The organism is Pyxidicoccus xibeiensis, assembly GCF_024198175.1.
Taxonomy (GTDB): Bacteria; Myxococcota; Myxococcia; order Myxococcales; family Myxococcaceae; genus Myxococcus; species Myxococcus xibeiensis.
On sequence record NZ_JAJVKV010000017.1, the window covers coordinates 143,220 to 157,951 of the forward strand.

The 14,732-nt window shown below is 71.7% G+C and carries 11 protein-coding genes; 3 read left to right on the forward strand and 8 right to left on the reverse strand.

The genetic code is table 11. The features are described 5' to 3' along the window. Nucleotides 1–53: 53 nt before the first annotated feature. Nucleotides 54–3,509, reverse strand: coding sequence for a serine/threonine-protein kinase (locus tag LXT23_RS43000; protein ID WP_253986305.1), 3,456 nt, complete (start codon nt 3,507–3,509; stop codon nt 54–56). A gap of 336 nt (nt 3,510–3,845) precedes the next feature. On the opposite strand from LXT23_RS43000, the gene LXT23_RS43005 reads away from it, so the two are divergent. Further along, nucleotides 3,846–5,594, forward strand: coding sequence for a sigma-54-dependent transcriptional regulator (locus tag LXT23_RS43005; RefSeq protein WP_407692952.1), 1,749 nt, complete (start codon nt 3,846–3,848; stop codon nt 5,592–5,594). A gap of 13 nt (nt 5,595–5,607) precedes the next feature. On the opposite strand, the gene LXT23_RS43010 is transcribed toward LXT23_RS43005, so the two are convergent. The 6 genes from LXT23_RS43010 to LXT23_RS43035 all read right to left on the reverse strand — a co-directional run bounded on the left by LXT23_RS43010 (nt 5,608) and on the right by LXT23_RS43035 (nt 9,849). Beyond that, nucleotides 5,608–6,396, reverse strand: a complete 789-nt coding sequence (locus LXT23_RS43010) for a biliverdin-producing heme oxygenase (protein WP_253986306.1) — start codon at nt 6,394–6,396, stop codon at nt 5,608–5,610. Continuing rightward, complete coding sequence (locus LXT23_RS43015) at nt 6,393–6,644, reverse strand: hypothetical protein (RefSeq protein ID WP_253986307.1); 252 nt, start codon at nt 6,642–6,644, stop codon at nt 6,393–6,395. The genes LXT23_RS43010 and LXT23_RS43015 overlap by 4 nt, the downstream gene beginning before the upstream one ends. A 166-nt stretch (nt 6,645–6,810) precedes the next feature. Further along, on the reverse strand, nt 6,811–7,032 hold the full coding sequence (locus tag LXT23_RS43020; protein WP_253986308.1) for a hypothetical protein: 222 nt from the start codon (nt 7,030–7,032) through the stop codon (nt 6,811–6,813). 210 nt (nt 7,033–7,242) lie between these two features. After that, nucleotides 7,243–7,737 (reverse strand): GDYXXLXY domain-containing protein, encoded by a 495-nt coding sequence (locus LXT23_RS43025; RefSeq protein ID WP_256561709.1) that lies wholly within the window; start codon nt 7,735–7,737, stop codon nt 7,243–7,245. Beyond that, nucleotides 7,737–8,837 carry a DUF4401 domain-containing protein gene (locus tag LXT23_RS43030; protein ID WP_253986310.1) on the reverse strand — a complete coding sequence of 367 codons (1,101 nt, stop codon included), beginning with the start codon at nt 8,835–8,837 and terminating at the stop codon, nt 7,737–7,739. The genes LXT23_RS43025 and LXT23_RS43030 overlap by 1 nt, the downstream gene beginning before the upstream one ends. Before the next feature lies 1 nt (nt 8,838). Further along, the gene (locus LXT23_RS43035; RefSeq protein ID WP_253986311.1) at nt 8,839–9,849 is read right to left on the reverse strand and encodes a DUF2157 domain-containing protein; all 1,011 of its coding nucleotides are present in this window, start codon (nt 9,847–9,849) and stop codon (nt 8,839–8,841) included. 160 nt (nt 9,850–10,009) lie between these two features. Here LXT23_RS43035 and LXT23_RS43040 point away from each other — a divergent pair, with 160 nt between their 5' ends. After that, a complete protein-coding gene (locus LXT23_RS43040; RefSeq protein WP_253986312.1) occupies nt 10,010–10,708 on the forward strand; it encodes a fimbrial protein in 699 nt (232 codons plus the stop codon). A 72-nt stretch (nt 10,709–10,780) separates the two neighbouring features. Here the strand turns inward: LXT23_RS43040 and LXT23_RS43045 are convergent, their stop codons facing one another. Continuing rightward, a complete protein-coding gene (locus LXT23_RS43045; protein ID WP_253986313.1) occupies nt 10,781–12,622 on the reverse strand; it encodes a Hint domain-containing protein in 1,842 nt (613 codons plus the stop codon). Nucleotides 12,623–13,121: 499 nt separating this feature from the next. Here LXT23_RS43045 and LXT23_RS43050 point away from each other — a divergent pair, with 499 nt between their 5' ends. Then, nucleotides 13,122–14,720: a hypothetical protein gene (locus LXT23_RS43050; RefSeq protein WP_253986314.1), complete on the forward strand. Its 1,599-nt coding sequence runs from the start codon at nt 13,122–13,124 to the stop codon at nt 14,718–14,720. Nucleotides 14,721–14,732: the final 12 nt, after the last annotated feature.

Below are 14,732 nucleotides of genomic sequence, written 5' to 3' on the forward strand. Positions count from 1 at the left end.
GGACGGCCCCGGGCAGGCGCCCGAAGCGTGGGTCGACAACGACAGTCACGCAGTTACAGATAGCAGAGTTCGCGCGCGGCTTCGCTGGCCTGGCGCAGGGGTGCTCGCGCACCCTCCCCGTCCCCAGAGGCCAGCGCCGCGGCCAGGGGCGCGGTGAGCGCGTCCGGCAGCCGCTGCTGATTCGAGGCCAGCATGGCGCGCGCGTGCTCCAGCGCCTCGGCCACCTGTCCGGCTTCCAGCGCCACCGCCAGCAGCGGCCAGTGCGCCAGCCACTGGAAGGGATACACGAGCGACAGGGGCTGCCACAGCCGCAGCGCCTCCGTGCCCGCCGCGTGGGCCGCGGGCAGGTCTCCCTCGCGCAGGGCCACCCAGGCGCGGTTGGCGTGCGCGGCGCCCACGTAGTCCGCCATCTTCGCGGTGGAGGCCATCTCCAGGCTGCGCGCCGTCGCCTCGCGCGTCGGCTCCACCTGGCCCCGCAGCCGGAGGATGAAGGTGAGGTACGTGAGGCAGCGCGTCTGGAGCGTCACGTCCCCCAGGTGCTCCGCCTCCCGCAGCGCTACCTCCATCTCGGCCTGCGCCTCCGCCAGCGCGCCGTGGAAGAGCAGCACCGTGGCCAGCACGCACCGCGCCCCCGCGCGCTCCGCGTCGCCGCCCGCCTCCAGCGCCGCCTCCGCGAAGGCCCGCGCGTGCGCCACCGTGTCGGAGGAGGCCTGGTAGCGCTCGCCACGCAGCTGCATCTGCACCAGGGCATTGAAGAAGCGCGCGCGCTCGAGGGGCGTGCCGTGGGTGCGCACCAGCGGCCGCACGCCGTCCACCAGCGCGCGCATCTCCTCGAGCTGCGCCAGCCAGTAGTGCACGGTGATGCGCTCACCCTGCAGCTGCACCCACTCTCGCCACCACGCCGACTCGCGCTCGCCGGACTCCGAGGTGGCCGGGCCTGGCGCGGGGCCCAGCTCGGCCTCCGCCCGCGCGTAGACGCGCAGCGCTTCCTCGTTCTCATGGTGCGTCTGCAAGGACCTGCCCACCTTCCGGAGCACGTTGGCGCGACGGACGCGCTCGCTCTGCGGAATGCGTGCCAGGGCCTCCATGAAGGCCGCGCGGGCCTCGGCCTGCCGGCCGGTGAAGGCCAGCACCTCGCCCAGCCCCTCCCAGACGCGGTCCAGCGCCAGCATGGGCGCGTCCGGCGCGGACGCACCCGCGTTCCCGGTGGACGCCGCCGCGGCCTCGTCCGTCGCGGCCTTCGCCTCGCGCAGCGCGGCCCCGTAGAACGCAATCGCGTCGCCGTTGGCGTAGGCGTCCCGGGCGCTGTCTCCGGCGCGTGCGAACCAGCCGCTGGCGCGGGCGGGCACTCCCGCGCGAGACCAGTGGTGGGCCAGCGCGGCGGCCTGCGCCCCCGCCTCCGGCGTGCCCGCGTGGCGGCGCTCCAGCGTCTCGGCCAGCTTGAGGTGCAGGGCCCGGCGGTGTCCGGCGGGGATGTGCCCGTAGGCCACCTCGCGCAGCTTGTCGTGCACGAAGCGCAGCCGCCCGCCTCCGGACTCCTCCAGCACCTGCCGCCGGCGCAGCTCCTCCACCGCCTCCAGTCCCGCGTGCTCCGGCAGCGCGGCGGTGGCCAGCAGCAGCTCGGCGTCCAGCTCGCGGCCCAGCACGGACGCCACCTCCGCCAGCGCGCGTCCCTCCGGGCCCAGGTCGGCCAGCCGCCGCTCGATGAGCTCGACGATGCTGCCGGGCAGGGGCAGGGGCCGGTTGCCGGCGGTGCCCGCCGCCTCGAAGAGCCACTCACCGGAGGGCGCGCGGAACAGCAGCCCCGCGCCGATGGCGGCGCGCAGGTACTCGGCGATGAAGAAGGGGTTGCCGCTCGTCTCGCGCACCAGCGCGTCCACGAAGGGGCGGGGCACCTCGCGCAGCGCCAGCATGCCGCGCACCATCTCCCCCGCGCTCGCCGCGTCCAGCCGGCCCACCTCCACCCGCACCGCGTCCGACGCGCCCACCACCGAGAGCAGCGTCGGCCCCATCTCGTCCATCCGGTACGTGCCCACCAGCAGCACGGGCCGCGACGCCAGGCGCGAGGCGTCCAGCTCCTGGAGGAAGCTCAGCGTCAGCTCGTCCGCCCACTGCAGGTCATCCAGCACCAGCAGCAGCGGCTGCACTTCCGCGAAGGCCCGCAGTGTGTCGCGCAGCGCCGCCAGCACGCGGGCGCGCGCCTCCGGGGCCGGGAGGGCAGGGGGCTCGGGCTGCTCGCGCTGGCCGGGAAGCTGCGACAGGGACGGCTCGTACGCGGCGAGCACGCGCCCGCGCGGCCCCAGCAGCCGGTTCGCCTCCTCCGCGCCCCGCTCGTTGCACCGGTCCGCCACCGCCAGCAGCAGCGAGCGCAGCGGCTGCAGGGGCGCCATGTGCCCCTCGGGCCCGCCCACGCCCATCGGCACGCACTCGCCCGTCACCACCGCCATGCGCCGCCACGCGGCCTCCGACGCCAGCTCCAGCGCCAGCCGCGTCTTGCCCGCGCCGCTCTCGCCGCCCAGGAACACGCGCCCGCCCTGGCCGCGCGCCGCCGCGTCCAGCGCTTCCACCAGCCGCGCCAGCTCGCCGCCGCGCCCGGCCAGGTCGGGTCTATAAAGGTAGGTCGGCGTCCTCGGGGCGGTGCCGTCCTCTCCGCCGCCCTCCGCGCCGAGCGCCTCCAGCGCCGCCGCCACGTCGCCCGCGTAGCCAGGCCGCGCCTGGGGCTTCTTCGCCAGCATCCACAGCACCAGCGTGTCCACCGCCTCGGGGATGCCCTCCACGCGCTGTGACGGCGGCACCGGCGCCACGTGCAGGTGCTGGTGCGGCACCGGCCCCTCGCGCCCGGGGAGGAAGGGCGGGCGGCCGGTGAGGCGCTCGTAGAGGATGCAGCCCAGCGCGTAGAGGTCCGCGCGCGCGTCCACGAAGTCCCCGCGCAGCTGCTCCGGGGCCATGTACGCGTCGCTGCCCACCACCGTGCCGCTCACGTCCAGCGTCTCGCGGCCCCGCGAGCCGCCGAAGCGCGCGGCGATGCCGAAGTCCACCAGCACCGGCGTCCCGTCAGGACGCAAGAAGACGTTCTCCGGCTTGAGGTCCCGGTGGACGATGCCGTTGGCGTGCAGGAAGGCCAGCGGCCCGCACATCCGCCGCACCAGGGTGAGCGCCGCCTTCAGCCGCTCCGGCGTCATCGGCCCTGCGTCCACGTCGGGGCTGTCGCCGCGCAGCGTCTGCCCGCGCAGCAGCTCCATGGCGTACCAGGGCAGCCCGTCCGTCACGCCCTCCGCGACGATGCGCACCACGCCCGGGTGCCGCAGCCGCCGCAGCGCGTGAATCTCCCGGCGGATGCTGGCCAGGGGGACTTCCGACGCGGCGCGGACCGTCTTCACCGCCACGGCCTCGTCCGTCTCCGGGTGTGCCCCCCGGTAGACGACCCCCATGCCTCCCTGCCCCAGCACCTCGAGGAGCCGGTAGGGACCGATGGTCGCCCCCACCCCGGGCAGGGTCGGGAGCCGCACTGGAGCCGTCATAGGGGGGCAGAGCATACCGGGCACACCGCGCTGCGTCCGCCGGGAACGCAGCCGCGTTCGGCTGGAACGCGCCCGCGTCCTGCCTGGACGCGCCCCGACGCCCTCCCACGCCCCTCTTCGGGCCATCCTCTTGAAAACACTCGAATGTCCCCGGACTCAGGGCCTTGGCACGAACCACGCAAGGGGATTGCGCATGGCACGGCGGGAAACTGACGTGCCCCGCAGTCATTGAGGTCCGAGAACGCGGAAGGAGGGGCCGCTCCTTCCGCGTTCTTCATCTCCGCTACACTTGCTCCTTCCGATGCGGCCCTGACGGGTGGTCGGATGGCTCCGGACGGAGGCGAGTGGATGCACGAGGAGATGGCGCAACTGCTGACGGCGTTGCGCGGAGCGAAGGACTTCGAGACCGCGGCGGCGGCCACCCTGCGCCGGATGCTGGCCGCGGCCCAGGAGGCGGTTGCGTCCAGTCGGTACGCAGCCCGGGCCCGGGTGCTCCGCGGAATCGTCCACCTGAGGCCCGGTGAGGCCTACCGGCGACTCGCCGCGCTGGATGTAGGCGCCACGGAGATTACGGATGCCAGTGTGGGCACGCCGTTCTTCACGTCGGCCACGGCCTGGCGCGCGGTGGTGGAGCACCGGTGCGCGGTGTCCATCGACGTCAACGTGGGCACGGTGCAGCCGCACGCGCCCAACGCGCCGGTGACGGGCGACCCCGGCCTGGCGGGCTTCCACAGCAACGAGAGCCGGCAGCGCTTCCTCGGCCGCCATGCGACGCACGTGTGCGTGCTGCCGCTGCGCACGCCGGGCGGCAGCATCGAGGGGATGATTTCGCTGGAGGCCGACTGCCTGGCCGCCATGGGCCAGGAGTTCGTCTGGCTGGGGGCGGGGGACCGGCTGCAGCTCTTGGCGGACGTCGCCGCGCCGTACCTGGCGGGGCTGCCGCAGCGCCCGGTGGCCACGCCCGAGGTGGACGAGTACCTCCCGGTGGTGGGCCGCTCCATGGCGGAGCTCCTGCCCATCCTCCGCGTCTTCGCGCTGCAGGATGAAACCATCCTCATCAGCGGCGCCACGGGCGCGGGCAAGTCGCGTCTGGCGCGCTGGTGCCATGAGCGCTCCAACCGCCGGGGCAAGCCCTTCGAGACGCTGGACCTGGTGACGGTGCCGGAGGACCTCCAGATGGCGGAGCTCTTCGGCTGGAAGAAGGGCGCCTTCACGGGGGCGGTGCGGGACGCGCCCGGCAGCGTGGCGCGCGCGGACGGCGGCACGCTGTTCATCGACGAAATCGACAAGCTGTCGCTCAAGGCGCAGGCGGGCCTGCTGCACCTGCTGGAGTCGCGCAGCTACCGGCCGCTGGGCGAGGGCACCGGCGAGCGGCAGGCGGACGTGCGCTTCATCATCGGCACCAACGCGGACCTGCACGCCGAGGTGCGCGCGGGCCGCTTCCGCGAGGACCTCTACTACCGCGTCAACGTGCTGCCGGTGCGCATGCCGGCGCTGCAGGAGCGGCAGGACGAAATCCCCATGTGGGCGCGGTACATGGTCAGCCGGCGGCACCGCGAGCGCGCCCATGACGGGCTGGCGCGGCTGACGCAGGAGGCGGAGCAGCTGCTGGTGGGCGGCAACTGGCCGGGCAACCTGCGGCAGCTCGACAACATCGTCCGCCGGGCCTACACGCTGGCCATGGTGGAGCACACCAGCACCACCGGCGAGCTGGTGCTGGAGGAGAAGCACGTCGCGCGGGCGCTGGAGTACGAGCAGGCCCCGGGCGGCAAGCCGCTGCCCGAGGCGCTGCGGGCCGCCGCGCAGGCCTTCGTCGCGGAGGCGCGCAAGCGCAATGCCCCGCTGGACTTGGACCTCGCGGATGCCTTCCGGGGGATGGTGCTGGGCATGGCCATCCGCCAGGTGGGGCGCGACGAGGGCTTCCGGCTGCTGGGCCGCGAGAGCCTGGTGAAGAACCGCAACCACCACAAGGCGCTCAAGCGCGAGCTGGAGAAGGTGGAGGCGCTCTACAAGGCCCTGGGCGAGGCGTCCTCGCCCTTCGCGGACCTGCTGTCGGAGGACGAGGCGGCCTGAGCCGCCCCCCCGCCTACCGGAACAGCCCCGGCGCCCGGGTGGCGATGCCCGGAGCGCCGCGTGCCAGCTCGTCGCAGACGAGCGCATGGAGGCGGAAGGCCATCCGCGCCTCGTGGACGACCTCCCGCGCCTCATCCTCGTCCAGCTCCAGCCCGTCGATGCGCGAGTGCAGCCGCACGCGGAAGGGCGCCAGCTCGGCCTCGGTGAGCGCCCCGTGGAAGTGGGTGCCCCGGCCGTCCTCCAGCTCGAAGGCCTCCGCCACGACGCGGGCCCGGGCCGGCGCGGTGAACAGGTCCAGCATGCACCGCGCCCAGGCGTGGGCCACCAGCAGGTGGGGCGCGGCCTCGGCGACCTCCCGGAGCCGCTCCGCGTGCAGCCGCGCCTCCCGGCAGGCGAAGGTGTCCGTGCGTGTCTCGCCGCAGAAGTAGAGGAGGTCCTCCTCCAGCGCGGCCGCGCGGCGCAGCTCCGGCAGCAGCAGCACCGGCGTCATGGGGGAGTCCACCACGCGCGGCAGCACGCCCTCGTAGGCCCTGTAGAGGTGGTGGAGCTGGCGCAGGTAGGCGACGTAGTGCTGCGCCCGGACGAACTGGCCGTAGACGCCGCCGTCCCAGGCGTTCTGGAAGAGCGTCTGCAGGAAGAGCGAGCGCTCCGCCTGCTCACGGGCCTTGTGCGTGCCCTCCTCCAGCAGGACGGACAGGGGCAGGGCGCCGGGGGCGCGGGCGGGGCCCTCGGTGTCCGGCAGGCGGCGGACGCGGGCGGACTGCTCCGTCCGGGGCATGCGCAAGGAGCCGGCGTCGCTCACTGCTTCCACCCTCCGGCGGCGTGGGGATGCGGCGACGAGGGCGAGGCGTCCTCGTCCGGGGACGACTCCACCGGCCCCAGCTGCTGCATCGCCTCCAGCAGCGTCATTCCAATGGCGCGCAGCACGTCCTCCTCCACGCGAATCGTCACCGGCCCCATCGCCAGGTGGAGGTGCCCGCAGGTGCATCGCGTCACCTCGGCGCACGGACCTCGCGCCAGCACCGTCTTGCCGCATCCCTGTCCGAGCATCTCGTCTCCCTGATTTTGATTTTGATTATCGAAATCAACAAGATGATGCACGAAAGCCGGGGCGAGGGCAAGCGGCCCGTGCGTTCGCGTCGTGGGAAGGGGTGGGGTGGGAGGCGGGCCGCCACCCTGCTCCGCGAGGCGGCGGCCCGGGGAAGGCGTCAGGCCACTAGCAGCTGAAGCTGCAGCGGCGGAAGCACCAGTTCCAGTCCGTGCGGCACTGGGTGACGCAGGCGCTGTCGGTACACGCCTCGACGCAGGAGGCGTACCCCTCGTCACATGACGAGCAGCACGGCGCGGCGACAGCTTCCTCGCTGCCCACCGTCGCGGTGGCGAAGGCGGCGCCAGCACCCAGCATCAGGCCGAGAAGCCCCATCTTCAGCATCTTCATGTCGTCTCCAGGCTCGTGGCATTTCACAGACATCAGGACGGCTCCACGCAACGCGCGTCCCGGGCCCAATCTATCTCAACTCAATCGAGACAGGATGAGCTTGCGTCTGCGGTGCAATGCTTCAGGCAGACAAAACCTTTCGTGAAGTCAGGCTGTCTTTCTGGAGCCCGGGTGCGCCCGCGGGGGCGAAGCCGCTGCCGCCTCGCCCCGTCACCGCTCGTCGCCGCCCAGGGGCTGGCGCGCTTCGTCCCGCAGCCCCACGAGCACGCTGGCGCCGCTGCCCGCCACGCTCAGCTCGCCATAGCGCGCCCGCTCGTACCGTTCCGCGTGGCCCTCCTGGAAGAAGAAGGACTCCGCGCCCAGGCGCACGCGGCGCTGGCGGACGCGGTAGCGCAGCTTGAACTCTCCGGGCGCCAGCGGCGTCTCCTTCGAGTCGAAGCGCACGAAGCGTCCCACGCCCTGCTCGTCCAGGCGCAGCACCAGGTACCCATCGTCCGGTTGCAGCGTCACGTTCTCCCACTGCTCGCGGCTGACGGCGTAGTCCAGCACCATGTAGTCGCCCTGGATGAGCGAGCGCGGGTCCCTCGGCGCCAGCTCCAGCAGCACCGTGCGGCCGGTGGCCAGCACATACTCCTTCTGCGCCACGAGCCCCGCGGGCACGAGGAGCGCGAGCGCCAGTCCGCCAAAGACAATCTTCGCGCGCATCACCGCACCTCCGCCGTCGCGGCGGGGAAGCGCCGCAGCAGGAACAATCGCAGACCCAGGAACACCAGCCCGCTGCCCGTCAGCGCGAGCGCCTTGGCCAGCAGCGTGAGGCTCAGGTCGTAGTAGTACCAGCTGCCCGACACGAGCAGGAACGCCACCGCCAGCCCCAGCAGCACCGTGCTCCGTCGGTGGAAGGCGAGCACCATCATCCCCACCGCGGCGATGACGGCCGGCGTGTGCAGCGTCAGCAGCGCGATGAGCCCCAGCGCGACGAACACCGCCGCCCCGGCCACGCCCGAGGCCTCCAGCGAAAGCTCCTTCATCACCCGCCACGCGGTGTACAGCGTCACCGCCGTCAGCCCCAGCGTGAGCAGCGGGTCCGGGGTGGAGATGCCCTCCTCGTGGAAGGGCCGGTCGAAGATGCCGATGAAGCACAGCGCGAGCAGCGCACTCATGATGCCGCAGGCCAGCGCGTAGGCCGCGGGGCCCACCACGTCGCCCCAGCGCCCCCGCCGCCACCGGGCCCCGTCCAGGAAGAGCACGTGGACGAGCACGGCGAACCCCACCAGCCCCAGCTGCATCCCCAGCTCTCCCAGCCCCTTCCAGAGCAGGAACACCGCCGCCGCCGCCATGCCGAGCGCCATCAGGAAGCGCAGGATGGCATCCGGGAAGACGGCGACGAGCACCGCGCCCACGAGGAGCTGCACGACGGCCGCGGCCACCTCGCTGTTCGTCGCCTCGCCGATGCCCGCCGTCACCATCGTCGCCCCGGCAAGGCAGAGCGCCAGCGCCAGCTGCTCCAGGAAGACGCCCCGGGTCGACCGCCGCATCCCCGTGGCCACGCCAGCGAAGATGACCCCGAGGATGATGACGGCCACCTCATTGTCCCAGAGCCCGACGCAGGCGAAGAAGCTGATGAGGAACCCGGCGGCCACCCAGGCCCCGAAGCCGGCGAGCGCCTTCACGAACCAGGGCGTGGCCATGTCGGTGCGCTGGTAGACCTCCATGGTGGCGCGGGCCCGCTCCTGGGCGTCGGGGGCCAGGTGCCCCTCCGCCTGCAGCCCGCTCAGTACGTCTTGCAGCGAGGGACGGCGCGCCATGTCAGGACTCCTCCGTGACGCCCGTGGTCCGGGCCTCGTTGCGCAGCCACCACACCGCGAGCGCCACCTCGCCGATGACGACGAAGGGCATGATGAAGAGGCTGAGCTCCTCCGCGTCCGTGTCGATGAAGAGGAAGCGGCCCACCGCCGTGGTGACGAGCGTCATCGCGCTCAGTACGCCCAGGGTGAGCAGGAAGAGCTCGCCGTGCAGGTGCCGGTGCAGCGCGTACTCCGCGGCCAGCGTGGCCAGCACGAGCAGCAGCGCCACCCCGGCCCCGGGGCCCACCTCGGACGGCGCGACGATGAAGACCACCGCCGCCGCGAGCAGCGGGCCCGCCGTCATCACCGCCAGCACCCGGGGCACCAGGCGGCGCTGGAGCCAGGCCACGCGCACGTTGGCGAAGTGCTCGTACGTGGCCCAGGCGAAGCCGTTGAGCAGGCCCAGCGCCACGGCGAGCCATGACACGGTGTCCTCGTCCCCGTCGAGCACCTGGGCCCAGAAGAGGACGACGCCGGTGTTCACCAGCACCAGCAGGAACAGCCACAGCGGCGCGAAGCGGGACAGCGCCACCCAGGGAAGGATGAGGATGGCCCAGCCGACGAACAGCTCGTACGGGTCCGCGCCCGTCTGGTACGCCTGTCCGTAGACGGCCAGCAGCGCGCCCACGAGCACCGCCGAGGCCAGCAGCGCGAGCTGTCCCGCGAGCCCTTCTCCCAGCCGCCAGGCGGCCACCGCGGTGCCCGTCATCGCCACCGCGATGAGGCCCAGCTTCCCGAAGCGGTGCAGGGCCGCCCAGTTGTAGGCGAAGAAGTAGATGACGCCGGAGAGCACCAGCAGCGTGCCCAGCCCCATCAGCGAGGTGGACAGGAAGCCGCGCCACTGGGGCCGCGAGGGCGTGGCGACGGCCAGGTGGTGGGCGCGCTCCAGCGCGGCGGGCGGAAGGACACCGGCATCCGCGAGCGCGCGCAGGCGCTCGGGCGTCGCATCCAGGTCGAGGGGGGCTTTCGGCACGGAGCCACTCTAGCCCTCATGGGGCCCCATCGGGGCGACTCCGGTCCGGCCGGTGGGGTGGAGGGGACCTGAGAGGCGCGGGCTCGCGGGGTGCGTGCGAGGGCATGTATGGTTCCTCCCCCGGCGCGGTGGAGCGCCGGTCCGAAGGGGAACTCTCCAGATGGCGACCATGAAGTGCCCGAAGTGCGGCCGTGCGCTCGACGTGACGGGACTCGCGCCGGGCTCGGGCCTCACCTGTGCCTGTGGCAATGTGACGACCGTCCAGGCGGGGGGCACCAGCCGCAAGACGCTCTACATCATCCTGGGCGTCGTCGGCGTGCTGCTGCTCTGCCCGTGTGTGGGCATCGTGTCCGCCGTCGCCATCCCCAACTTCCTCAAGTTCCAGGCGCGCGCGAAGCAGGCCGAGTGCAAGATGTACCTGAAGGGCTGGTACGCGGCCCAGGCGTCGCAGTACTCCTCCGCGCAGACCTACGAGCCGGTCTTCTCGAAGGTGGGCTTCGCGCCCGAGCGTGGCAATCGCTACGCGTACTTCGCGGGAGAGGGGCCGATGGAGGCTCGCACCCAGGCGCAGGCGGAGGCGGCGGAGGGCGCGGTGGCGGTGGGGGTGGACACCTTCAAGTTCGCGACCCAGGGGCCCATCTCCCTGTCGGACCTGCCCCCGGACGTCTCCGCGCAGGTCGGGCTGTCCGGCGAGTGCCCCGAGTGCGCCATCACCGCGGCGTGCGCGGGGAACGTCGACAACGACGAGACGCTGGACGTGTGGGTCGTCTCCACCCGGGCGCTCGACCTCCAGGACGAGGACGGGAATCCGGTAGCGGCGGGTCAGGTCGTCAACGTCGTGAACGACGTCAATAACTGACGCGGCGGGGGCCTCCGTCCTGCTGCTGTCGGAGGCCCTCGAGGAGCGGCACCTGATGCCCGCGGTGACGCGCTATCGACGCATGGCCGGGGCCGCGCGCTCCCGTGAAGCCTGTCGAGGCGCACCCAGCTCCCGCTGCATGGCGTCATCGCCTACGAGGACGCCGTCGGCGAACATCGTCCGCTCGTTCGGGCCCACCGTCGCCAGCTCCTCCGGGGTGCCCAGCACCAGGTTGAAGACCCTGCCGTCGTAGGGCACGCGCTCCACGGAGACGATGGCCGCGCTGCCCCGCTCGGTGCGCACGGTGTCCTTCACCTTCACGTCCACGGCGGCGATGACCCGGCCGGACGCGAGCAGCACCGGGTGCTGCTCCGTGAGCCGCACCTCATGGCCCTGCGTGTCGCGCAGGCGCACCAGGGGCTTGGGCTCGTGGCCATGGATGACGTCGCGGATGGTGAGCACCCGGCCGTCCGCGCTGGCGCGGACCGTGTCTCCGATTCGGAGCTGCTCGATGGGCGTGGTTTCGCCGTCGGCGCGGGTGATGCGCGTGCCCTCCGCCATGCAGCTGTTGAGGACGTTGAGGTGGAAGGGGCTGCTGGTCAGCGCGGGGCTGGAGATGTTGACAATCCGGCTCTCCGTGACGTTGCCGCACTTCACGAAGGCCTGCAGACTGATCAGCAGGTCCACGGGCTCGTTGATGATGCGCTCCATGGTGCAGGGGTTGGGAGCCGTCGAGCCTGGGGGAGGGATGAAGTCGGGCGCGAGCTGTGACACGTCCACCAGCCGCGTGAGCGTGGCTGTCTGCGCTCCCGGAGTGAGGGCGCTCGGCAGGCTCGGCGTCTTCGACGAGCAGGTACCACCCGAGACCTTCTTGAGCAGCCGCACCCGCGACAGCGAGCCCGCGGACTGGATGATGCACGGGTCGGTCCCCTTGAGGCCCGCATCGAAGTCCACCTGGACGGGGATGTAGATGTGCGAGGTGTCGAACGCGGCGCCAGCCGGGTAGAAGGGGAAGAACGCGTCGGGGTCGCCCGCCCAGGGCGCGGCCGTCTTGCGCAGCGCGAGCCCCGCCGTCGAGGCCGGGCTGCTGAAGGGGGCCAGCGTGCCGGACTGGTTCGACACCATGGCGTAGTCGCAGTCCGAGCCGCCGCGGAGCTGGCACGTGGTGAGGTTGTCCTGCGGATGCGGGGCCGGGCCGGCGAAGCGGGGGTGCTGGAGCGTCCAGGTCGCGTTCTGCGCCGACGACGCCGTGTCGAGCGTGGCGAAGGAGATGTGCTCCTCGCCCGTCTTCTGGTTGGTGGCAATCATCATCGAGTCGACGACGAGCTTCCGGCCCTGGTCCGCCGGCACGCCCACCTTCAGGGCGACGTCGTCGAAGCTCCTGCCGTCCTGGTGCTCCTCGCCCGCGCCGCTGGCCAGCACGCGGTGCTCCTTGCCGTCGGCGTCGCTGTCGTGCGCGGTGACGGTGGTGAAGACGTAGGTGGCGCCGCCCTCGCAGGTGGCATACGCCCCGGTGGTGAAAGGCTGCTGTCCGTCCTGCGCCTCGCCGCCCTTCACCGTGAGGAAGTGGTCGCAGCTCCAGGTGCTCGGCGCGGCTGGCGACGTGGTCGTGCCCGGCATCTTCTGGAGGAGCGCCTTCTTGCGCGCGGACTCCAGCGCGTTCATCGCGTGGGAGTAGGCCTCCTCCTTGGAGGTGGCCCCCATGGCCCTGGTGCCTGCTGCAGCCGCGGCGGCCTCCCGAACCTTGTTCCTGGCGAATTGGTAGTGCGCGTCATCGGCCAGGTCCAGCCGGACGAAGTCCTCATGCGCACGCCGCAGGTGGAAGGCGTCGTGGACGGCGGCCCGATGCTCCTTCGCGGGCCGGGGCTCCTGCGTCGAGGGCCTCAGCCAGGAGCAAGACGGAGTCAGTCCCACCAGCGCTGTCATCAAGAAAAAGGGAAACGGACGGCGTCCAAGGCTTTTTGTAGCCATATCAATGACTCGCTCTGTCTGGGGTGATGAGGGCTGGAAGTATACCCTTTTCGCTGACACGAGACCTGCGTCCCATGCGGAAGCAACAGCGTTGTCAGAGGACGCAACTTCGAGGCAGCAGCGGTGTCCTCCGTCGGGAACGGCTCCTGGCACGTCGCGTGCTCCTGGGGTTCCATTTGCCCTGCGGTACGAGGCGCGCCGCTTCGGCAAATACACGAAACAATCCAAGGAAATAAATACGGTTCCGTCTCTTTCCTGGGCGCACCGCAGCTGAGCTGAATCGTTCGCGAAGTAGCCGCGCCCATCAACAGCAACCAGGAAGCGCTCGGGTGGCGGCCTCCCACCCGGTCTCGAGCAGGGCCTTCCTGTTCCTCACGTGTACTCACCGACTTGTTTATCCAGGCCCCGTCCCGTCATCAGGGATGGAGGTCGAGGGGGCGTCATGTCGAAGTGTATCCTGTCCGTGTGTCTGGCTTTGCCAGTCGCACTCTTCCTGTCCGCATGTGACACGCAACCCGGGGCCGAGCCTGTCTCGGTAGAGGCCCCGCCCCGCGAGGTCGAGCGGCTGCACTCGGAGCGCGGCGGTATCGGCGCGGTCCCCACGCCCGAGCGCACCAGCGCGATGGCGGGAGTGAGCATCAATCCACGCCGCTCGTTGTTCGTCACCGAGACGGCCATCCTCTCCCAGTTCTCCTTCAAGGCGGTGATGGACCAGCTCGTGGCCCAGAGTGGCGTGCCCGGGCTGACCAGCCTCCAGCTCTTCCGGCAGCTCTGGGACACGCAGAACCCCAGGCCGGGCCTGGGCCTGGGCGAGCACTGCAACGACCAGGTGGATGGCGCCAACCGCCCCATCTTCAACGGCTTCCCCTATGCCTGCCGTCCGGGGGAGGGCGTCCAGGCGCAGCGCGACCCCTTCAGCAACCCGGGCAGCAGTGACTTCTACTCGCCCATCGGGCTGGCCATGCGCTTCGACCTCGCCCCGGCGGACGGCTCCGACTGCGGCGAATACCGCATCGTCTTCGCCAAGAACCCCAGTGGCGGCCGCAACCTCGTCATCTTCGAGGCGGTGCTGCCCAACCCCACCCCCGCGCTGGGGCTGGACGGCTGCCTCCCGGTGGCGGAGCTCTGGGAGGGCCTCTCCATCAACAACTCGGTCACGGACCGGGCCACGAAGCTGAGGGACTTCTACTTCAACGGCCTGCCGGGCTTCATGCCGGTCATCCACCTCGACAACTATGGCGCCGCGACGGGGCGGGCCACGGGCCAGCTGCGCACCAACCAGTTCATGGCCGGCAACTGGCTGCTCCGTGAGTTCAAGCTGACCCGCAACTGCGTGGGCGCCAGCTGCACGCTGAAGGCCACCATCTCCACGGACAAGGTGAATCCGTTCGGTGGGCTCTTCAGCCCGGGGTCGGCGCATCCGACCACGGCGGACTTCCGGGACCTGCTGGCCAGTCCGGCGGTGGTGGCGGGCCTGGCGGTCAATGACCTCAACGCCTTCAACTACACCGTCCCGGACCGCTTCAACGGCGCGCAGAGCGACCAGCAGTCCTTCGAGAACAACTACGTCGCGCAGTTCGGCAGCGGCGGCACGGTGAAGCCGAGGATGCAGGCGCAGCTGACGGCCCTCGGCAGCACGCTGACGCCGGAGAACCTGGTCGCTCGGGCGCAGGCGCTGTCGTGCGCGGGCTGCCACCAGCTCAGCAACGGCGCCAACCTGGGCGGCGGGCTCCAGTGGCCCGGCTCGCTCGGCTTCGTGCACGTGGCCGAGTCCACCGAGAACGGGCCGGAGGGCCCGCGCTTCCAGATCTCCCCCGCGCTGACCAACGTCTTCCTGCCGCACCGCAAGGCCATCCTCGAGGAGTTCCTCAACCGGCCCCGCGGCTGCGCTCACAGCACCTGTGTCATGGGCGGACCGCTGCCCGCCACCTGTCACCCCTGCGCCGCCACGGTCTGTGAAGTCGACAGCGTGTGCTGCTCCAGCAACTGGGACTCCATCTGCGTCGAGGAGGCGCAGGCGCTGTGCAACATCTGCAACTGACTCCACCCACGC

What these genes read in the sequence shown, in the direction of transcription:
- LXT23_RS43005 (WP_407692952.1), top strand. Translation starts at nt 3,846, where the DNA reads ATGGCTCCGGACGGAGGCGAGTGGATGCACGAGGAGATGGCGCAACTG.
- LXT23_RS43015 (WP_253986307.1), bottom strand. Translation starts at nt 6,644, where the DNA reads ATGCTCGGACAGGGATGCGGCAAGACGGTGCTGGCGCGAGGTCCGTGC.
- LXT23_RS43020 (WP_253986308.1), bottom strand. Translation starts at nt 7,032, where the DNA reads ATGAAGATGCTGAAGATGGGGCTTCTCGGCCTGATGCTGGGTGCTGGC.
- LXT23_RS43025 (WP_256561709.1), bottom strand. Translation starts at nt 7,737, where the DNA reads ATGCGCGCGAAGATTGTCTTTGGCGGACTGGCGCTCGCGCTCCTCGTG.
- LXT23_RS43030 (WP_253986310.1), bottom strand. Translation starts at nt 8,837, where the DNA reads ATGGCGCGCCGTCCCTCGCTGCAAGACGTACTGAGCGGGCTGCAGGCG.
- LXT23_RS43040 (WP_253986312.1), top strand. Translation starts at nt 10,010, where the DNA reads ATGGCGACCATGAAGTGCCCGAAGTGCGGCCGTGCGCTCGACGTGACG.
- LXT23_RS43050 (WP_253986314.1), top strand. Translation starts at nt 13,122, where the DNA reads ATGTCGAAGTGTATCCTGTCCGTGTGTCTGGCTTTGCCAGTCGCACTC.